This window comes from Nonomuraea sp. NPDC048901 (genome assembly GCF_040649695.1).
GTDB lineage: Bacteria > Actinomycetota > Actinomycetes > Streptosporangiales > Streptosporangiaceae > Nonomuraea.
Genome location: NZ_JBEZFW010000010.1, coordinates 60,800 through 80,330 on the forward strand (window position 1 = coordinate 60,800; position 19,531 = coordinate 80,330).

The following is a 19,531-nucleotide window of genomic DNA, read 5'->3' on the forward strand; positions in this document are numbered from 1 at the left end:
TTCCGTGTCCATGCCTTTTGGATATGCGTCCCCTGAGCAGATCATGCGGGACAAGGCCGACTACGCGCGCAAAGGCATCGCGCGGGGTCGCAGCGTCGTCGTGCTGCAGTACGAGGACGGCATCCTGTTCGTCGCGCCCAACCCGTCGCGGGCGCTGCACAAGGTCAGTGAGATCTACGACCGCATCGGGTTCGCGGCGGTGGGTCGTTACAACGAGTTCGAGGAGCTCCGGCTGGGCGGCATCCGCTACGCCGACATCAACGGCTACACCTACGACCGCTCCGATGTGACGGGTCGTGGGCTGGCCAACCTCTACGCCTCCAACCTGGGCCGCATCTTCACCGAGTCGATCAAGTCGCTCGAGGTGGAGGTCGTGGTGGCCGAGGTGGGTGACACGCCGGAGGGTGACGCGATCTACCGGCTGACGTTCGACGGGTCGGTCTTCGACGAGCACGGCTTCGCGGCGATGGGCGGCCAGGCGGAGGCGGTGGCGACGCGGCTGAAGGAGGGCTACCGCGAGGGCATGCCACTGGCCGCCGCGCTGGAGGTGGCGCTGATGGCGCTCACGGAGCCCGGTGGGGAACGCCCGCCGGTGGGGCAGCTGGAGGTGGCGGTGCTGGACCGCAACCGCGAGCACCGCAAGTTCCAGCGGCTCGCGGGGCCGCGCCTGGAGCGTCTCCTCGCCGCCACCCCGCCCGCTGCCACTCCGCCCGCCGCCGGCGGCTCTCCGCTCGAATCCGACGCCGGCTCCGACACCCCGCCTCCGACCGGTCCTGAGGGCGACGTCGACGACGGCTCGCCGCCGCTCTAGGCCACCGCCTCCGGGAGCGCGCGATGAGCCGATGGCCAACGCTCCGGGAGTGCGCGGCCGGCCATGGCCAATGATCCGATGGCCAACGCTCCGGCAGTGCGTGGCTCGGGTGCTCTGATCTCGTCTTGCTCGGGCGGGCGATCTTCGCCCGTCCGAGCTTTTTGTCGTACAGGGCCGGCGTCCGCCCGGCTGGACAGGGGATCGGGCGGACGCCGGCACGAGACGGCCCGCGAGTCCTGGGGAGTGTGACCTGGTTCACACGTATTTGGGCGAACCGTCGAGCGGGAACAAGGATCTCAGAAGGCGTGAAGAACCCGATGCGTACCCTCCTCGCCGGCGCCGCCGCCGCGACCGTCGTCCTTACGGCCGCCACCGCCGCGAACGCCGCCACCACGGGCCTGCCCAAGTTCAAGGCGCCCAAGACCTTCGGCACGACCTTCCAGGCCGACCCGAAGCACGACTTCACCAAGCACATCTCCCCCCGCCACGACGGCATCCTGCGTGGCCTGATCACGCACCTCAGCGGTGACACCGCCGAGTACACGCCGGTCAAGTGGAAGAAGGGCACCATGACGGAGGGGCAGTTCGTCACCCCGCCCGAGGGTGACTCGATGGCCTACTCCTCGCGGATCGCCAAGAACGTGGTGTTCCTGTCGGCGTTCGGCTGCAAGGTGGCCGAAGGCGACCTCACGGTCGGCAAGAAGGACGCTCTCGGCAGCAAGCGCTGCTCGCGGTCGGTCCTGATCAAGCGGCACAAGGGCAACGCCCACCCGTCGCTGATCACGGTCTACAAGGGCGAGATCGTCCAGGTCCAGGAGATCTACACCCCCTGACGCCCCAAGCGGCAGTACGAGCGGAAAATGACGCCGGTGTGACCATCCGGCGGGGCCGCCTCGCGAGACGGACGGAAGCCCGCGAGGGAAACACGGGGAAGATCTCTCCCGCTTGACGATCCGTGGGCATAGTGTGAGGTGATGGATCGTCGCATCTTCGGGCTGGAGAACGAGTACGGCGTGACCTGCACGTTCAGGGGACAGCGCAGGCTGTCCCCCGACGAGGTCGCGCGCTACCTGTTCCGGCGGGTCGTGTCCTGGGGCCGATCGAGCAACGTCTTCCTCCGCAACGGCGCACGTCTTTACCTCGACGTGGGCAGCCATCCTGAGTACGCAACACCCGAGTGTGACAACGTCATCGAACTCGTCACCCACGACAAGGCCGGCGAGCGCATCCTCGAGGGACTCCTCGTCGACGCCGAGAAGCGGCTGCGCGAAGAGGGCATCGCCGGTGACATCTACCTCTTCAAGAACAACACCGACTCCGCGGGAAACTCCTACGGCTGTCACGAGAACTACCTGGTCGGCAGGCACGGCGAGTTCGGCCGGCTGGCCGACGTGCTGATCCCGTTCCTGGTCACCCGGCAGATCATCTGCGGCGCGGGCAAGGTGCTGCAGACGCCGCGCGGCGCGGTCTACTGCGTGTCGCAGCGGGCCGAGCACATCTGGGAGGGCGTCTCCTCGGCGACGACCCGGTCCAGGCCGATCATCAACACGCGCGACGAGCCACACGCCGACGCCGAGCGGTTCCGCCGTCTGCACGTCATCGTCGGCGACTCGAACATGAGCGAGGCCACCATGCTGCTCAAGGTCGGCGCCACCGACCTGGTGCTGCGCATGATCGAGGCGGGCACGGTGATGCGCGACCTGTCGCTGGAGAACCCGATCAGGGCCATCCGCGAGGTGTCGCACGACATGACCGGGCGGCGCCGGGTGCGGCTGGCCAACGGCCGTGAGGCGTCGAGCCTGGAGATCCAGCAGGAATACCTGTCGAAGGCCAAGGACTTCGTCGACCGGCGGGGCGGCGACCCGATCGCGCGCCGGGTGCTGGAGCTGTGGGAGCGGACGCTGCACGCGGTCGAGACCGGCAACCTCGACCTGGTGGCGCGCGAGATCGACTGGGTGACGAAATACCAGCTCATCGAGCGTTACCGCAAGAAGTACGACCTGCCGCTGTCGTCGCCGAGGGTGGCGCAGCTCGACCTGGCCTATCACGACGTGCACCGCAAGCGCGGCCTGTTCTACCTGCTGCAGAAGCGCGGCTCGGTGGAGCGGGTGGCGTCCGACCTGAAGATCTTCGAGGCCAAGTCGGTGCCGCCGCAGACGACCAGGGCGCGGCTGCGGGGTGAGTTCATCCGGAAGGCGCAGGAGAAGCGGCGCGACTTCACCGTCGACTGGGTGCATCTCAAGCTGAACGACCAGGCGCAGCGCACGGTGCTGTGCAAGGACCCGTTCCGCAGCGTCGACGAGCGGGTGGACAAGCTCATCGCCGGAATGTAGCGACTGGTTTACCACGGCCCTACTTCGTTGTCGGATAGGGTGACGCGAATCTGACGTCTTTCCGAGGGAAATCCATGCGCCGCGCTCTGGCCGCTCTGGCCGCCGTGCCTTTGATCTTCTTCGCCGCCGCGTGCGGCGGCTCCGACTCGGGTGCCAACGGAGCCGCCGCCACCGCGAGCAGCGCTCCGGGCAAGGTGCAGGTCACCGGCAATGTGGGCGCCAAGCCCACGGTGACCTTCCCCGCCGGCTCGCCCGCCACCAAGTCCTCCTACGAGGTGCTGACCCCTGGCACGGGCCCGCAGGTGAAGAGCGGCGACAAGATCATCATCAACCTGACCGTCTACAACTGGGACGGCAAGCAGAACGCCTTCCAAGGCTCCTCCTACGACTCCAAGGCGCCGGAGACCATCGCGGTCGACCAGCAGCTGCCGCAGGTGCTGCAGGACGGCTTCTCCAAGGTCAAGCACGGCGGCCGGGTGCTGGCCGTGCTGGCCGCCGACGCCGCTCAGCAGCAGCAGGGCCAGCAGCCGCAGCCGACGAAGGTGTTCGTCGTGGACGTGGTCGGGGCGCCGCCCGCGGCGCTGAAGGCGGCCACCGGCAAGGAGGTCGGCGAGAGCATCAAGGGTGTCAAGGTCGTCAACCCGGGTGGTGACAAGGCGCCCGAGCTGACCACCAAGACCAAGGACAAGCCGTCCAAGGACCTCGTGGTCAAGACCGTGATCCAGGGCACCGGCGCGAAGGTCAAGGAAGGCCAGACCGTGGTCGCCCACTACACGGGCAAGATCTGGGGCACCGACAAGGTCTTCGACTCCAGCTGGACCAAGGGTGAGCCGGCCTCGTTCCCGCTCGCTAACGTGATCCAGGGCTGGCAGAAGGGCCTGGCCGGGGTTCCGGTCGGCAGCCGGGTCGTGATGAGCATCCCGCCGGACCTCGGTTACGGCAAGCAGGAGCAGAACGGCATCCCGGCCAACAGCACGCTGGTGTTCGTGGTGGACGTACTGTCGGCTTACTGACGGGTGATCTGATAACGCGGTAGCATCTCCGGGCCCGGCGACGACACCGTCGCCGGGCCGCCCGCTCGGGAGGGGTCCGATGCGCCGCCGTACCGCCGTGCTGCTGTTACCGCTGGCCCTGCTGACGGCCTGCACCGGCACCGAGACGGGCGATCCCGAGCTGAAGGTGGGCGGCCGGTTCGGCGCCAAGCCCACGATCGTCTTCCCGGCCGGCAAGCCGGCGGCGGGGCTGCAGGTGGACCAGCTCACCGAGGGCAAGGGCGCGCCGCTGGGCAAGGACGACGTGGCGATCGTCCAGTACACCGCGCACGTCTGGGACGGCGGGGAGAACCGGCTCGTCGACTCCAGCTTCAACCGCGGCGCCCCCGCCGCCTTCCCGGTCGGCCGGCTGATGCCCGGCCTGGACCTGGCGTTGCGGGGCCGCAAGGTGGGCAGCAGGGTGATCGCCGCCATCCCGCCGGCCGACGGCTTCGGCGCGAACCCGCCGCAGGGGGTCGGCTCGGGCGACGACCTGTTCTACGTGATCGACATCCTCGGTGCGCACCCGAAGAACGCCTCGGTCAAGGGGCGGGCCGGGTCGCTGGCGGGCGTGCGGGTGACCGGCGGCGCCCGGCCGGGGCTCTCGGTGCCCGCGACCGCGCCGCCCCGCCGGTTCGCCGCCAAGGTGCTGGCCAAGGGGACGGGCCGCCGGACGCGAGCGGGGCAACTGCTGGTCACCCAGTACGAGGGGGCCGTCTGGGGGCAGCGGCGGATCTTCGACGCCACCTGGAGCACCGGGCAGCCGAAGGCGTTCACGATCGGCGACGGCAGTGTGATCAAGGGCTGGGACCGGGCGTTGGTGGGCGTCCCGGTCGGCAGCCGCGTGCTGATGATCGTCCCGCCCGCCTACGGGTACGGGCCCACGGGCCAGCCCGCCTTCGGCATCCGCGCCGCCGACACGCTGGTCTTCGTGGTGGACGTCCTGGCCGCCTACTGAGACGTCCTGGCGGCCTGCCGAGATGTCCTGACGGTCTGCTGTGATGGTCCTTGTCGTGTGCTGGAGCGAACGGGGCGGGGTCAGGGCGTCCAGACGTACGGCGTGGTCGTGGTCACCGTGTGGAAGCCCAGGCGTGCCAGGATCGGCCGGCTGTCGTCCGAGGCGTCCACCTGGAGATGGTCCACCCCGGCCGCCACGGCGAGCTGGGCGCGCCGGGCGACCAGCGCGCGGTAGATGCCGCGCCCCCGCCACTCCGGCAGCGTGGAGCCGCCCCAGAGCCCGGCGAAGCCGGTGCCGGGCATGTGCACCAGCCAGGCGGCCGACACGACCCGGCCGTCCGCCTCGGCCACCAGTACGGCGATGCCGCCGGGATCGGTCGTGACCCGCTGGATCAGGTCCTCGCCCAGCCAGCTCCAGTCCTCGCCCCAGACGGCCGACTCCATGGCGGCGATGGCCCGCAGGTCGGCGTCGGCGGTCACCTGCCGGATGGTCACGCCCGCGGTCAGGGGCGGCGCGTCCAGCATCTCCTTGGCGACGCCGACCAGCACCGTCTCCCGCTCCTCCGGCGCGAAGCCCGCGCGGACGAGCCGGTCCGGCAGGTCGGCGGGCAGATCGTGGGCACGGGTCTTCCACTCCACGGCCTCGCCGCGGGCCGCGAAGTGGTCGCGCTGGCGGGCGATCAGCGCGTCCAGCCGGTCGCCTTCGACGCCGAGCACGGGCGGGCCCTCGACGAAGCCGCGGAACCTGCCGGTGACGCGCAGCAGCGGGCCGTCCATCTCGTACGCGAGCCCGTCGGCGGGGTGCTCCGGGACGCGCAACCTGGTGCGGTCGTAGGCGGTGAGAAGGGGGGAGGGTTCGCTCACGGGGAGAAGCCTAGGGGGTGCGGCCTGCGCCGGGAGATGGCGGTACGGCCGCCAGCGGGAGATGGCGGTGCGGTCCGTGGTGGAGAGGGGCGCCTAGACTCCCGCTGTGAGCGATGACGACCTCGAGGCCCTGGCGCTGCTGCACGATCCGGTGCGGCGCAGCCTGTACGAGGCTGTGGCGGGCAGCGGCGGCGACCTGGGCCGGGGAGAGGCGGCCGAGATCACCGGGGTGTCCAGGACGCTGGCCGGGCACCACCTGGACAAGCTCGTCGACGCCGGGCTGCTGGAGAGCGCCTTCAGACAGCAGGAGAAGAAGGGCCCAGGCAGCGGGCGGCCCGCGAAGGTCTACCGCAGGGCCGGGGGAGAGCGGTCGGTGAGTCTGCCGCCGCGTGACTACGTGGCGCTCGCCTCGGTGCTGGCCGAGGTCGTCGACTCCCTCGGCGCCGAGGAGGCGGCCGAGAAGGCGGCGCGCGCGGCGGGGGAGCGGCTGGGCCGGGGGCGCAGTGAGCCCGTCGAGGCGGTGCTGCGTGAGCGGGGTTACGAGCCCTACGCCGAAGGCGGCACGCTGCGGATGCGCAACTGCCCCTTCCACGTGCTGAGCCACGAGCAGCCGCTGCTCGTGTGCTCCATGAACCTGGCCCTGTGCCGGGGGGTGCTCGAAGGGCTCGGCGACGATCCCGGGCGGGCCCGGCTGGATCCGCGGCCGGGCGAGTGCTGCGTAACGCTTTCTAAAACAAAAGAAGATTGACATAGAAGGACGAGGGGTGGTGTGCTGAGCGTCATGCATCTAGCCGAGCTGAACATCGCCCACATGCGCGCCCCGATCGACAGCCCCGAGCTGGCCGAGTTCGTCGCCGCGCTGGAGCCCGTCAACACCCTCGCCGACGGCTATCCGGGATTCGTGTGGCGGATGAAAGAGAGCGACGAGGATCCGACCGCGACCCTCACGCACGAGTACGGCGACCACCTGCTGCTCAACTTCTCGGTGTGGGAGTCGCTCGACTCACTGTGGAACTTCGTCTACCGCAGCGCCCATCTGGACGTGCTGCGCCGCCGCAGGGAGTGGTTCCTGCGGATGGCCGAGCCGTACATGGTGATGTGGTGGATCCCCGAGGGTCACATCCCGACCCTCGCCGAGGGCATGGCGCGCCTGGAACGCCTCAAGGCCGAGGGACCCAGCCCCGAGGCGTTCACGTACAAGGACTCCTATGACAGCAGCGAGGCCGCGCACCTGCCCGCCGCGGCCGAGGCCAGGAAGTAGGCCAGGTCCTCCTCCAGGGACCGGCCCATCGTCGAGAGCCTGACCGGCGAGTCGCGCAGCGCCTCGTGCAGGCCGCCGACCGGCACCGGCACCAGCTCGTGCCGGACGGCCAGCAGCTCGGACTGGTCCCTGACCCGTTCCCCGAACTCCCCGGGCAGCAGCGGCACCGCCACCCGCGCCGGAGCCAGCGCGACGCGGCCGTAGGCGGTCAGCGAGTGGTGCGAGACGCCGAGGTGGCGCTCGCGCAGGTCGCCCTCGCTCACCCGCAGCGCCGCCACCGGGCGCCCGCGCAGCACCGCGGCGGCGTTGACCGCCTCGCCCGCCGAGACGCCCGAGAAACCCCACCGCGTGCCCGTGCCGAGGTTGCCGGGCCCCTGCGTGACGATCGCCACGTCGGCCTCCAGCACGTGCCTGGCGGCCAGCAGGCCGGTATGGACGGTCACCGCCTCGACGTCGCCGCCGAACGCCTGTCCCACCGTCACCACCCCGGCCAGCCAGTCGATCTCCCGCAACTTCGCGCAGGCCATCGAGAACCAGGCGGGCAGTGCGCCGCCGTCCTGCATCACGTAGGCGACGCGTACGCCCGGGCGCGCCTCGTACAGGCCGCACAGGATCGGCGCCAGGGCCGAGTGCAGGTCGGCGACCACCACCGGCATGCCGTCGACCGAGTCGGCCTCGCGCAGGACCTCGTGGAAGGGCGAGTCCTGCTCGTCGGCGCCGAGCACGGTGGCCTGCAACGGGGTGTAGCGGGCCTTCACCAGGTGCCCGGGTCCCTGCGGATCTTCCGGTAAACGGTTCGGGACTGCCACCACCATGGCGTAACCTCCCGTACCGAGACCCATCGCGAGTGCCGTCGTGTTGAGCAGGACCTCGTCGCCGGGTTCCGGACGGCCCACCAGGAGCGGATAGGCCAGTGCCCGGTACGTCCCGCCGGGTTCGACGCCCGGCTGGTGGTCCCCTCCGGAGACGGCGACGTCCAGTTCCATGGCTCCCGGCCACTCGCGCCGGATCCGCACGACCTCGCCCTTGCGCCATCTGATCACTCGGGCAGGGTAGCGTCGTTGAAGGAGGAGTGAGGCAGGATGTCGCGCCGCAAGACCGAGCGATTGCTGAACCTGGTGATCTGCCTGCTCGCCACCCGCCGCCCTTTGTCGGCCGAGCAGATCCGCCAGGCCGTCCCCGGCTATGACCGGGACGGCGACGAGGCGTTCCAGCGGATGTTCGAGCGCGACAAGAACGAGCTGCGCGAGATCGGCATCCCCATCGACGTGGTGCGCGACCCGTGGGAGGACGAGCCCGGCTACCGCATCGAGCGCCAGTCCTACGAGCTGCCGGAGATCACCCTGGAGGCCGACGAGGCCGCCGTGCTCGGCCTGGCCGCGCAGGTGTGGCAGCGCGCCAGCCTCGCCGAGGCCGCCTCCGGGGCGCTGCTCAAGCTGCGCGCGGGCGGCGTGGCCACCGACGAGACCATCGGCGCCGGAGCGCTGGAGCTGCGCCTGGACACCCGCGACCCGGCCTTCCCCGCGCTGTGGGACGCCGTACGCGACCGGCGCCTGGTGCGCTTCGACTACCGCAGCGCCGGCAGCGAGAGCGTGCGCAGCCGCACGGTCGAGCCCTGGGGTGTGGTCAGCCGCCGGGGCCGCTGGTACCTCGCCGGGTTCGACCGCGGCCGCGACGCGCCGCGCGCCTTCCGGCTCAGCCGCATCACCGGGCAGGTCGCCACCGTCGGCCGCCCCGGCTCGGTCGAGGTGCCGCCCGGCGTCGACCTGCGGGCCATGGTCGGCTTCCCCGAGGAGCCGGTCGAGGGGCGCACGGCCGTCATCCGCGTACGGGTGGGCGCCTGCGAGGGGCTGCGGCAGCTGTCCACGGCCGTGCGGGCCGGCTCGGACGGGTGGGATGAGGTCGAGCTGGGCTTCACCGACCCCGAACGGCTGGCCGGCTGGATGGCCAGCCTGGGCGCCGACGTCGAGGTGGTCGGGCCGCCCGACGCCCGCGAGGCCGTCATCCGCCGACTGAAGGGAGCGCTGGCGTGAGTGGATCCGCCGACCGGCTGCCGAGGCTGCTCGCGCTGGTGCCGTACCTGATGTCGCACCCGGGCGCGCAGCTCGGCGAGGTGGCCGGGGTGTTCGGGCTGAGCGAGAAGCAGCTCATCGACGACCTGCAGCTGGTGTGGATGTGCGGGCTGCCGGGCCACACGCCCGGCGACCTGATCGACGTGTCGTGGGACGGCGGCGAGATCCTCATCGACAACGCCGACACCATCGCCCGGCCGCTGCGGCTGGGCATCGACGAGGCCAGCGCGCTGCTGGTCGCGTTGCGCATGCTCGCCGCCATGCCGGAACTGGCCGAGGTGCCCGGTGACGCGCTGCCCCGGGTGGTCGCCAAGCTGGAGCGGGCCGCCGGGGAGGGCGCGGCGGCCGTCAGCAGCCAGGTCGCGGTCGACGTCGACGCCACCCCCGACGCGCTGCTGCGCGTGCGCGAGGGGCTGACCAGGCGGCGCCGCCTGTCGCTGCGCTACTACGTGCCGGGCCGCGACGAGGTGACGCCGCGCGAGGTCGACCCCATGCGGCTGGTCGTCGTCGACGGCCGCACCTACCTGGAGTGCTGGTGCTATCGGGCCGAGGCGATGCGGCTGTTCCGGTTGGACCGGATGCTCGGCGTCGACGTGCTCGAGGTGGCCGCCGACCCGCCCGCCGAGGCCGAGCCGATCGACGTGGCGCAGGGCGTGTTCCGGCCCTCGCCCACCGACGAGCTGGTCGAGCTGGAGGTGACCGCCGCCGGACGCTGGGTGGCCGAGTACTACCCGTGCGAGGAGGTCACCGAGCTGGGCGAGGGGCGGCTGCGGGTGGCGCTGCGGGCCCGCGACGAGGACTGGCTGCTCAAGCTGGCGCTGCGCCTCGGCGACACCGGCAGGGTGCTCTCGCCGCCCGCGATGGCCGAGCGGGTGCGGGAGGAGGCCGAGCGGGCTCTGAGCCGCTACGCTCACCGGACATGACCTGGATCTTCGTGGCGGCCGGGCTCGGCGTCGCCGGGCTGGCCGCGCTTGGGTTCGCGGGTGTACGACTCCTGTCCGCCGCGCGTAGTCTGAGCAGTGAAGTAGCCGAGGCGCGGGCCCAGCTCGAGCCGAGGCAGGCCAGATTGAGGCACCGGGGGGATGAGACCAACCCTCCGGCAGCGTACGATCGTGGCTGAAACAGCACTCGCTCAAAAAGGACGTTTCATGGGAAACCTCGGACCCACTGAGCTTCTGATCATTGCCGGCGTGCTCGTCCTGCTGTTCGGTGCTAAGAAGCTGCCGGAGATGGCCAGGGGCCTCGGCAGGTCGATGCGCATCTTCAAGTCGGAGACGGCCAAGCTGCGCGAAGACGACTACGACGACCGGCCGGCCACGGTCGAGACGGCGACGCAGACGCCCGCCCAGCCGCAGCCCGCGCCTCCGCAGCCCATCCAGGCCGCGCCCGCGCTGTCGGTGGAGGAGCAGGCTCGCCAGCTGGAGGAGCAGGCCGCCAAGCTGCGTGCCAGCGCCGACAAGAAAGCCTGACCCTGCCCCTCCTCGCACTCCTGGGACTGCTAGATGGCGCTGCTCAAGAAGTCGAGCGGAGAAGGTTCGGCCCGCGATCCCGAGGGCCGCATGCCGCTCATGGATCACCTGCGGGAGTTGCGTAACCGGCTGCTCGTCGCGACGATCGCGGTGGTCGTCGGCATCATCATCGGCTGGTTCTTCTTCGACCCTGTATGGGCGATCCTCAAGGCCCCCTACTGCGACACCCTCCAGTCGCAGCAGCTCGTCAAGGGCCACTGCAGTCTGGTCTACAGCGGCATCTTCCAGTCGTTCTTCATCACGCTGAAGGTGTCGGCGATGATCGGCCTGGTGCTGGCGTCGCCGGTCTGGCTCTACCAGATCTGGGCGTTCGTCACGCCCGCGCTCTACCGCAGCGAGAAGCGCTACACGGTCGTGTTCCTGATCCTGGCCATCCCGCTGTTCGCCCTGGGCGCGGTGCTGGCCTACCTGATCATGCACACCAGCCTGGGCTTCCTGTTGAGCTTCTCGCTCGAGGACACGGTCGCCACCATCGGGATCGACGACTATCTCGACTATGTCCTGATCATGATCGCCATCTTCGGGGTGTCGTTCGAGCTGCCACTCTTCCTGGTGTTCCTCAATCTCATCGGGGTGCTGTCGCACGCCACGGTGGCGAAGCACCGCCGCATGGTCATCTTCCTCATGTTCGTGTTCGGCGCCGTCATCACCCCCGGTGGTGAGCCGATCGCGATGATGGCTCTGGCCGCGCCCATGGTCGTGCTGTTCGCGGCGGCCGAGTTGTTCATGTACGTACGCGAGCGGCGACTGCCCGCCGGCGAGGACTTCTCCCACCTGTCCGACGACGAGGCGTCACCGCTGGAACAGGATTCCGAAGCGGACCGATAGGCGATAAGTTCCGGGCGTGGCCCCTCAACTCGTCCTGCTCGTCAACCCCGCCGCCCGAGGCGGCCGGACGGTGCGCCTGCTCGGACCCGTGGCCCGGCGCCTGCGGGCGGGCGGCGCCGAGGTGTCGGTGATCGTCGGTGACAGCGCGGCCGACGCGCTGGAGCGCGCCTGCGCCGCCGTGGCCGAGCGCCCCGACGCCCTGGTGGCCTTCGGCGGCGACGGCCTGGTCCACCTGGCCGTGCAGGCCGTCGCCGGCACGGACGTGCCGCTCGGCATCATCCCCGCGGGCACCGGCAACGACATCGCCACCGCCCTGGGCGTGCCGCGCAAGGACCCGATCGCGGCGGCCCGTACGGTGCTGCGCGGCCGCTCCCGCCTGATCGACGCCGCCCGTGTACGCGCGGGCCGGGCCGATGAGCTGTTCGCCGGGGTGGTGTGCTGCGGGTTCGACTCCCGGGTGAACGAGCGGGCCAACGGGCTCACCTGGCCGCCGGGGATGGCCAGATACCTGCTGGCCACCGTCCAGGAGCTGCGGCGCTTCCGGCCCATACCCTTCCGCGTCACCTTCGACGACGGCGAGCCGATCGGGCGGGAGGCCATGCTGGTCGCGGTGGGCAACACCTCCTCCTACGGCGCCGGGATGCGGGTCTGCCCCGACGCCCGGCCGGACGACGGGCTGCTCGACGTGATGATCCTGGAGGCGGTGTCGACGGCCGAGTTCGTCCGGGTCTTCCCGAGCGTCTACCGGGGCTCGCACGTCTCTCACCAGGCCGTGTCCGTCAGGCGGGTGCGGAGCGTCCGGCTGGAGGCGCCCGGCGTGGTGGCCTACGCCGACGGGGAGCGGATCGGGCCGAGCCCGATCACGTGCGAGATCCAGCCAGGGGCGCTGCGGGTCATCACCTGAGATCTACAAGGTAAAGGCGCGTGGGCCGTACCAGAGGTCAGACCCCGACCCGTTGCGGAGCGGGCGGGTCGGCGGGCAGCGGGGGGCTGGTCCTGAGGAACACGGCGAGCAGTACGGCGAGGGCCATCACGCCCGCCGCCGACAGGAACACCACGTGCACACCTGACAGCAGCGCGTCCACCACCCGCTCACGCGCCTGCGGCGGCACCGCCCTCGCCAGGCTCCCCGCCCGGGTTCCGGGCGGCAGGCGCGACTCAGTGACCCGGTTCAGCACGATGCCGAAGATGGCCGTGCCCAGCGCCGAGCCGAGCACCTGGACGAAGCGGATCGACGTGGTGGCCACGCCGAGCTGGGACCGCGGCGCCGAGTTCTGCACCAGCATGACGACGATGCCCAGCACCATGCCGAACCCGACGCCCATCACGAACAGGTCCAAGCGCAGCGTCCAGGCGGACGTGTCCGTCTCCAGGCGGCTCAGCAGCACCATCGCGGCCGTCACGCAGGCCATGCCCGCGACCAGGAACGGCTTGGTGTCGCGACCGCGCCCGATGAGCACGCCGGAGATCGTGCCCGACACGACCATGCCGATCGCCATCGGGATGAGGTACAGCCCCGACTCGGTGGCTTTGACGCCGGCCACCACCTGCAGGTAGATGACCGTGTAGAAGATGCCGCCCGCCATGCCGAGGCCGGTCAGGAGCTGCAGCGGCAGGGCGATCCTGAGCGTCGGCTGGCGGAACATGGAGAAGGGCAGGATCGGCTCCGCCGCGGTGAGCTGGCGCCAGGCGAACGCGGCGAACAGCACCACGTCCAGGCCGGTGAGCGACAGGATCGTGGCCGAGTCCCAGGCATAGGTCTTGCCGCCCCACTCGACGACCAGCAGCAGCAGGCAGGCCGCCGCCGCGATCAGCGCCGCTCCCGGATAGTCGATGCGGTGGCGCAGCCCGCCGTCGCCGAGCCTGATCGCGATGGCGGCCGACACCAGGACGAACAGGCCGACCGGCAGGTTGAGGTAGAAGATCCAGCGCCAGGTGGCGTGGTCGGTGAACACGCCGCCCAGCAGCGGGCCCGCCACCAGGCCGAGTCCGGCGATGAGGCCGCCCGCGCCGCCCGCCGAGGCCCGCTGCTGGGGCGGGGTGAGGTGGGCGGCGACGATCATGGTGACGCTCATCAGGCCGCCGCCGCCGAGTCCCTGCACCGCGCGGAAGGCGATCAGCTGCCCCATGTCCTGAGCCAGCGCGCACAGCGCGGACCCGGCCAGGAACAGGCCCACGGCGCCCAGATAGACGTGCTTGGCGCCGTAGACGTCGCACAGCTTGCCGTACAGCGGCAGGGCGGCGGTGGCGGCCAGGGAGTAGGCGGTCACCAGCCAGGGCAGCCGCTCCAGGCCGTGGACGGGGTCGAGCTCGCGGACGATCGACCAGGACGCGGTCGCGACGATGTTCTGGTCCAGCACGGCCAGGATGAGCGTGAGGAGCACGCCGACCATGGCGATCCGTTTCTGCGCTTCGGTCATATTCATAGACTGGGTCAAAATTTAGACCTAGTCAACTCCGTTAGGATGGGCGCTGTGGAAGAGGGGTTGCGCGAGCGCAAGAAACGGGAGACCCGGCAGAAGATCCACAACACGGCGATGGAGCTGTTCACCCAGCGTGGATTCGCCGAGGTGTCGGTTCTGGAGATCGCCGAGCGCGCGGGAGTCTCCAAGATGACCGTCTTCAACTACTTCCCCACGAAAGAGGACATCGTCCTCGACGTGATGGGGGAGGGCTTCAACGACATCGCCCAGATGGTGAGCGGCCGGCGGCCGGGTGAGTCGCTGGTCGAGGGGGCGCGCCGCGAGTTCCTGGAGCGGCTGGCCCGCCACGCCCCCGAGACCGGGCTCGACGACGCTCCGGCCTACACGGCACAGCTGCAGCTGTTCAGGAAGACGCCCTCGCTGGCGGCCAGGCTGCTGATGTTCCACATCGCGGCCGAGGCGGCGATGACCGAGGCCATCGAGCGGGAGCGGCCCGGCGACCCGCGCGCGCCGTTCGCCGCCGGGCAGCTCTACGCGCTGCTGCGCACCCTGCAGGTGCAGAACAGCCGGCGCATCTACCTCGGGCAGAGCGCAGAGGAGGCATACCCCGACGCGGTCGCCGCGGCCAACGCCGGTTTCGACCTGCTGCGCGGGGGCCTGGGCGACTATCTGGCGGGCTAGCCGGGACGGACCGGAATAGCGATTTCGGTAGGGTGACGGGTATGACGAGTCCAGCGGAGCGGTACGCGGCCTTCCGCGAGAAATACGGGGACGACGGAGCCGCTCTCGGATCGTTCCGGGGCCTCTACGACTTCGAGCTCGACGACTTCCAGGTCGACGGCTGCCGCGCTCTGGAAGCGGGCGACGGCGTGCTGGTGGCCGCCCCCACCGGCTCCGGCAAGACGGTGGTCGGCGAGTTCGCCGTCCACCTGGCCCTGGAGCAGGGGCGCAAGTGCTTCTACACCACTCCGATCAAGGCGCTGTCCAACCAGAAGTACAACGACCTGGTCAAGCGCTACGGCACGGCCAAGGTCGGGCTGCTGACCGGCGACAACAGCGTCAACGGCGAGGCCCCGATCGTCGTCATGACGACCGAGGTGCTGCGCAACATGCTCTACGCCGGCTCGGCCACGCTGGGCGGGCTGGGCTACGTGGTCATGGACGAGGTCCACTACCTGGCCGATCGCTTCCGCGGCGCCGTCTGGGAAGAGGTCATCATCCACCTGCCCGAGTCGGTCCGGCTGGCGGCGCTGTCGGCGACGGTCAGCAACGCCGAGGAGTTCGGCGAGTGGCTGGGCGAGGTACGCGGCGACACCACGGTCATCGTCGACGAGCACCGGCCGGTGCCGCTGTGGCAGCACATGATGATCGGCAACCGCATCTACGACCTGTTCATGACCGACGACCTGACGCCGCGCATCAACCCCACGCTCATGCGGGTGACCCGCGACACCGAGCGGCTGACCGCCGGGCGCGGCCGGCGCGGCTACGGCCGGCCGCAGCGTTCGCGCCCGCCGGACCGCGCCCAGGTGATCGAGAAGCTCGACTCCGAGGCGCTGCTGCCCGCGATCACCTTCATCTTCTCCCGCGCCGGCTGCGACGCGGCCGTCCTGCAGTGCCTGCACGCCGGCATCCGGCTCACCGACGAGCGGGAGCGGCACGAGATCCGGCAGCTCGTCGACGAGCGCACCGCGCACCTGCCCGACGAGGACCTGTCCGTTCTCGGCTACCTGGAGTGGCGCGACTGCCTGGAGCGCGGCCTGGCCGCCCACCACGCGGGCATGCTGCCGGCCTTCAAGGAGGTCGTCGAGGAGCTGTTCACCCGCGGCCTGGTCAAGGCGGTCTTCGCCACCGAGACGCTGGCGCTCGGCATCAACATGCCCGCCCGCAGCGTGGTCATCGAGAAGCTCGACAAGTGGAACGGCGAGACGCACGCCGACCTCACCCCGGGCGAATACACCCAGCTCACCGGCCGGGCCGGGCGGCGGGGCATCGACGTCGAAGGCCACGCCGTGGTGCTCTGGCAGCCCGGCATGGATCCGTTGTCGGTCGCCGGGCTCGCGGGGACCCGCACCTATCCGCTGCGCTCCAGCTTCCAGCCCTCGTACAACATGGCCGTCAACCTGGTCGGCCAGTTCGGCCGCGAGCGCGCCCGCACGCTGCTGGAGGAGTCCTTCGCCCAGTTCCAGGCCGACCGGGCGGTCGTCGGGCTGGCCAAGCAGCTGCGCAAGCACGAGGAGGCGCTGGAGGGCTACCAGGAGGCGATGACCTGCCACCTGGGCGACTTCCCCGAGTACGCGGCGCTGCGCCGCCGCCTGACCGACCGCGAGGCCGAGCTGTCCAAGCAGCGCGGCGCCGCGCGCCGGGCCGCGGCCGTCAAGTCGCTGGAGGCGCTGCAGCCCGGCGACGTCATCCGCGTGCCGGGCGGGCGCCGGGCCGGGCTGGCGATCGTGCTCGACCCGGGCCGCAACCCGCGCGGCACCGGCCCCAGCCCGCTGGTCCTGACGATCGGCAAGCAGGTCAAGAAGCTCGACCCGGCCGACTTCCCCGTCCCGGTCGAGCCGATCGAGAAGCTGCGCATGCCGAAGAACTTCAACGGCCGCTCGCCGAAGGAGCGCGCCAACCTCGTCTCCACGCTGCTGGCCAAGATCGGCGACCGCGACCTGGGCAAGCCCACCAGGGCCCGCGACCACGCCGTCGAGGACGAGGAGATCAACGAGCTGCGCCGGCGGATCCGCCAGCACCCGTGCCACGGCTGCGACGAGCGGGAGGACCACGCCCGCTGGGCCGAGCGCTACCACAAGCTGCAGCGCGAGACCGAGGGGCTGCGGCGGCGCGTCGAGGGCCGCTCGCACGTCATCTCCCGCACCTTCGACCGGATCTGCTCGGTGCTGGAGCAGCTCGGCTACCTGCACGACGAGGCCGTCACCGACGAGGGCCGCCGCCTGGGCCGCCTCTACACCGAGCTCGACCTGCTCACCGCCGAGTGCCTGCGCAGCGGGCTGTGGGAGCAGCTGGATCCGGCGGAGCTGGCGGCGTGCGTGTCGGCGCTCGTCTTCGAGTCGCGCAACGCCGACGACGCCCGCCGCCCCAAGATCCCCGCCGGGCGGGCACAGGACGCGCTGACGGCCATGATGCGGCTCTGGGGCGAGCTGGAGGGCATCGAGTCCGACCACGGGCTGTCCACGATCCGCGAGCCCGACCTGGGGTTCGCGTGGGCGGCGTTCCGCTGGACCAAGGGGCACAGCCTCGACGCGGTGCTCATGGACGGCATCAACGGCAACGAGCTGGCGGCGGGTGACTTCGTGCGCTGGGTGAAGCAGCTGATGGACCTGCTCGGCCAGCTGGGGCACGCCGCTCCGCAGGGGAGCAAGATCAAGCAAACCGCCGCCAAAGCCATGGACGCCATGCGCCGGGGGGTTGTTGCGTACTCCTCCCTGTCTTGATCTGTTACAGCTCTTTTTCCCTGCTTTACGGCAGAGCACGGTGGGCCCCACCCGCCATACGGGGCGGGCCCCCGTCCAGGGGCACGCTCCTGCGGTTTACGGGGCCGGGCGCCGTGACGTGCGTCCTGTTGGCCAGGGCCTTCCTGGCCGACTGACCGTCCGGTCAAGGTGATGTAGTGGGCTGTATACGCAACGTCACCGTGTAGTCAGTTTCCGGGCGATTCGGTATGGAAATGCCCAGGTCGAAGCGGGTTTTGACAAGCCGGAGGTCGCCATGTTCGCTCTCATCGCCGCGGTGCTGTTCCTGCTCGCGCTGATCTTCGAGATCGCCAACGTTGCCGTGGGCGGCGTGCTCACGGCCACCACCCTCAGCACCGCCGGACTGCTCTGCGTCGCGCTGCACCTGATGGGGCTGGGGGCAGCCTGGAAGCCCCTCAAGCGGTAGCCGGAACTCATGGAGCCGCGTGCGAGGTCTCCCGTGCGCGGCTCCGTCACGCCAGGGGCACTGCTCTGTTACGCCAGGGCGAAGCGGACCTCGCGGGTGGCCGGGTCGGCCTGGGTCAGGCGTACCGAGACCTGCTCGCCCAGGGGGAGCGGGCCGTCGCAGCGGGCGATCACCGCCGGGTCGGCGATCTGGACCTGGCCGCCCTCGCGGCGCTCGTCGACGTCGATCACCATCGCGTCGAACGCCTGGCCCACGCGGTCACGCAGCAGGAACGCCTCCACCAGGTCCACGCAGGCGCGCTCCACCGCGCCCGCGCGGCGGCCGGTCCCGGACATGATCTCCGGCAGGCCCGTCAGCGCCTCCGCCACGTCCTGCGGCACCGGCTCGCCCGCGGCGATCGCCAGGCAGATCTCCGTCGCGTAGCGGTCGACCAGGCGCCGCAGCGGCGCCGTGACGTGCGCGTACGGCGCGGCCACCGCGGCGTGCTCGGCCAGCTTCGGCGGCTCGCCGTTGAAGGCCACGTAGCCGGCGCCGCGCAGCAGCACCCTCGACTCGTGCAGGAACGCCGCCTGCTGCGGGTTCTTCGGATCCAGGTCGTGGACCACTTCGCCGTAGGAGGCGCCGCCGGGCCACGGGACGCCCAGCGCGTCGGCCACCCGGCGTACCTTGTCCAGGTCGCCGGAGCGCGGCGCCGGCAGCACGCGCAGCACGCCGATCTCCGCGTCGAGCATCATCGAGGCCGCCGCCATGCCGGTGAGCAGGGAGATCTGCGCGTTCCACGCCTCGGCGGGAAGCGGCAGCCGGTATCCGAGGCGGTAGCCGTCGCCGTCGGGCACCACCTCCTGCTCCGGGGTGGGCAGGGTGACGCCGCCGCGCTCGCGTTCGAGCTCCAGCCGCAGCCTGCCGATCTCGGCCAGCAGACCCAGCGCGCCGCCCGCGGTGTCGGTGTCGATGGCCGCCTGCACGTAGGCGTAGTCGAGCCGCTCGCGGCTGCGTACCAGGCCCCGTTGTACGTCGGCGCCGACCGTGCGGCCCTCCGCGTCCAGGTCGATCCGCCACACCGCGGCCGGGCGGGTCACGCCGGGCAGCAGGCTGGCCGCGTCCTCCGACAGCACCTTCGGGTGCAGCGGTACCTTGCTCGCGGGCAGGTAGACGGTCTCGCCCCGGGTGCGCGCCTCGGCGTCGATCGCGCCGCCCGGCCGTACGAACGCGCCGACGTCGGCGATCGCGTACCAGACGCGGTAGCCGCCGCGCAGCCGCTCCAGGTGGACGGCCTGGTCGAGGTCCATCGAGCCGAGCGGGTCGATGGTGACGAACGGCAGCTCCGTCATGTCCTTGCCGCCGAACCTGGGCACCGACGCCACCCAGTCGGCCTCCTCCAGCACGGCTCTCGGGAACTCGCCGGGCAGCCGCTGCTCCCGCCGGATCCGCTCGAACCCGTCGTCTAGGCGGGCGGGGACGTCGCTGGGTACCCGGATGTTCGTCACAAGAGCAACCTATCGTCACAGACTCCTCGGCCTGCTCCGCATGA

20 protein-coding genes are annotated in these 19,531 nt (G+C 71.0%); 16 read left to right on the forward strand and 4 right to left on the reverse strand.

Features of this window, described 5'->3' with window-relative positions:
* Positions 1-10: 10 nt before the first annotated feature.
* From prcA to AB0C30_RS32210, 5 genes are all read left to right on the forward strand, one after another.
* Complete coding sequence (prcA, locus tag AB0C30_RS32190; protein ID WP_357952185.1) at positions 11-811, forward strand: proteasome subunit alpha; 801 nt, start codon at positions 11-13, stop codon at positions 809-811.
* Between the two features lie 305 nt (positions 812-1,116).
* Complete coding sequence (locus tag AB0C30_RS32195) at positions 1,117-1,644, forward strand: hypothetical protein (RefSeq protein WP_357951718.1); 528 nt, start codon at positions 1,117-1,119, stop codon at positions 1,642-1,644.
* A gap of 141 nt (positions 1,645-1,785) precedes the next feature.
* Entirely contained in the window at positions 1,786-3,144 is a 1,359-nt protein-coding gene (gene pafA, locus AB0C30_RS32200; RefSeq protein WP_357649547.1) for a Pup--protein ligase, read from the forward strand.
* 74 nt (positions 3,145-3,218) lie between these two features.
* Positions 3,219-4,157: an FKBP-type peptidyl-prolyl cis-trans isomerase gene (locus tag AB0C30_RS32205; RefSeq protein WP_357951720.1), complete on the forward strand. Its 939-nt coding sequence runs from the start codon at positions 3,219-3,221 to the stop codon at positions 4,155-4,157.
* 79 nt (positions 4,158-4,236) lie between these two features.
* Positions 4,237-5,133, forward strand: a complete 897-nt coding sequence (locus AB0C30_RS32210; RefSeq protein ID WP_357951721.1) for an FKBP-type peptidyl-prolyl cis-trans isomerase — start codon at positions 4,237-4,239, stop codon at positions 5,131-5,133.
* An 80-nt stretch (positions 5,134-5,213) separates the two neighbouring features.
* Here the strand turns inward: AB0C30_RS32210 and AB0C30_RS32215 are convergent, their stop codons facing one another.
* Positions 5,214-5,996, reverse strand: a complete 783-nt coding sequence (locus AB0C30_RS32215; protein ID WP_357951723.1) for a GNAT family N-acetyltransferase — start codon at positions 5,994-5,996, stop codon at positions 5,214-5,216.
* Positions 5,997-6,102: 106 nt separating this feature from the next.
* Here AB0C30_RS32215 and AB0C30_RS32220 point away from each other — a divergent pair, with 106 nt between their 5' ends.
* Both AB0C30_RS32220 and AB0C30_RS32225 read left to right on the forward strand, forming a co-directional pair.
* Positions 6,103-6,744, forward strand: a complete 642-nt coding sequence (locus AB0C30_RS32220) for a helix-turn-helix domain-containing protein (protein WP_357951725.1) — start codon at positions 6,103-6,105, stop codon at positions 6,742-6,744.
* 33 nt (positions 6,745-6,777) lie between these two features.
* Positions 6,778-7,257 carry a DUF3291 domain-containing protein gene (locus AB0C30_RS32225; protein WP_357951727.1) on the forward strand — a complete coding sequence of 160 codons (480 nt, stop codon included), beginning with the start codon at positions 6,778-6,780 and terminating at the stop codon, positions 7,255-7,257.
* Here the strand turns inward: AB0C30_RS32225 and AB0C30_RS32230 are convergent.
* Positions 7,203-8,300, reverse strand: a complete 1,098-nt coding sequence (locus AB0C30_RS32230) for a DUF3866 family protein (protein ID WP_357951728.1) — start codon at positions 8,298-8,300, stop codon at positions 7,203-7,205. The genes AB0C30_RS32225 and AB0C30_RS32230 overlap by 55 nt on opposite strands.
* A 39-nt stretch (positions 8,301-8,339) precedes the next feature.
* Between AB0C30_RS32230 and AB0C30_RS32235 the strand changes: the two genes are divergently transcribed.
* From AB0C30_RS32235 to AB0C30_RS32260, 6 genes are read left to right on the forward strand one after another with little or no spacing between them, the layout of a single operon-like run.
* On the forward strand, positions 8,340-9,290 hold the full coding sequence (locus AB0C30_RS32235; RefSeq protein WP_357951730.1) for a WYL domain-containing protein: 951 nt from the start codon (positions 8,340-8,342) through the stop codon (positions 9,288-9,290).
* Entirely contained in the window at positions 9,287-10,252 is a 966-nt protein-coding gene (locus tag AB0C30_RS32240; protein WP_357951731.1) for a WYL domain-containing protein, read from the forward strand. Before AB0C30_RS32235 ends, AB0C30_RS32240 begins: the two co-directional genes overlap by 4 nt.
* Positions 10,249-10,449, forward strand: coding sequence for a hypothetical protein (locus tag AB0C30_RS32245; RefSeq protein WP_357951733.1), 201 nt, complete (start codon positions 10,249-10,251; stop codon positions 10,447-10,449). The genes AB0C30_RS32240 and AB0C30_RS32245 overlap by 4 nt, the downstream gene beginning before the upstream one ends.
* A 28-nt stretch (positions 10,450-10,477) precedes the next feature.
* On the forward strand, positions 10,478-10,798 hold the full coding sequence (gene tatA / locus AB0C30_RS32250) for a Sec-independent protein translocase subunit TatA (RefSeq protein WP_357951735.1): 321 nt from the start codon (positions 10,478-10,480) through the stop codon (positions 10,796-10,798).
* 33 nt (positions 10,799-10,831) lie between these two features.
* Positions 10,832-11,686 (forward strand): twin-arginine translocase subunit TatC, encoded by an 855-nt coding sequence (gene tatC / locus AB0C30_RS32255; RefSeq protein WP_357951737.1) that lies wholly within the window; start codon positions 10,832-10,834, stop codon positions 11,684-11,686.
* A gap of 16 nt (positions 11,687-11,702) precedes the next feature.
* Positions 11,703-12,590, forward strand: coding sequence for a YegS/Rv2252/BmrU family lipid kinase (locus tag AB0C30_RS32260; RefSeq protein ID WP_357951739.1), 888 nt, complete (start codon positions 11,703-11,705; stop codon positions 12,588-12,590).
* A 37-nt stretch (positions 12,591-12,627) separates the two neighbouring features.
* Here AB0C30_RS32260 and AB0C30_RS32265 read toward each other — a convergent pair whose 3' ends face one another.
* Positions 12,628-14,106: an MDR family MFS transporter gene (locus AB0C30_RS32265; RefSeq protein WP_357951740.1), complete on the reverse strand. Its 1,479-nt coding sequence runs from the start codon at positions 14,104-14,106 to the stop codon at positions 12,628-12,630.
* A gap of 54 nt (positions 14,107-14,160) precedes the next feature.
* Here AB0C30_RS32265 and AB0C30_RS32270 point away from each other — a divergent pair, with 54 nt between their 5' ends.
* From AB0C30_RS32270 to AB0C30_RS32280, 3 genes are all read left to right on the forward strand, one after another.
* On the forward strand, positions 14,161-14,790 hold the full coding sequence (locus AB0C30_RS32270) for a TetR/AcrR family transcriptional regulator (protein ID WP_357951742.1): 630 nt from the start codon (positions 14,161-14,163) through the stop codon (positions 14,788-14,790).
* A gap of 41 nt (positions 14,791-14,831) precedes the next feature.
* The gene (locus AB0C30_RS32275; RefSeq protein ID WP_357951744.1) at positions 14,832-17,555 is read left to right on the forward strand and encodes a DEAD/DEAH box helicase; all 2,724 of its coding nucleotides are present in this window, start codon (positions 14,832-14,834) and stop codon (positions 17,553-17,555) included.
* A 274-nt stretch (positions 17,556-17,829) separates the two neighbouring features.
* Positions 17,830-18,000: a hypothetical protein gene (locus AB0C30_RS32280; protein WP_357951746.1), complete on the forward strand. Its 171-nt coding sequence runs from the start codon at positions 17,830-17,832 to the stop codon at positions 17,998-18,000.
* A 68-nt stretch (positions 18,001-18,068) separates the two neighbouring features.
* Here AB0C30_RS32280 and AB0C30_RS32285 read toward each other — a convergent pair whose 3' ends face one another.
* The gene (locus tag AB0C30_RS32285) at positions 18,069-19,487 is read right to left on the reverse strand and encodes an RNB domain-containing ribonuclease (RefSeq protein WP_357951748.1); all 1,419 of its coding nucleotides are present in this window, start codon (positions 19,485-19,487) and stop codon (positions 18,069-18,071) included.
* Positions 19,488-19,531: the final 44 nt, after the last annotated feature.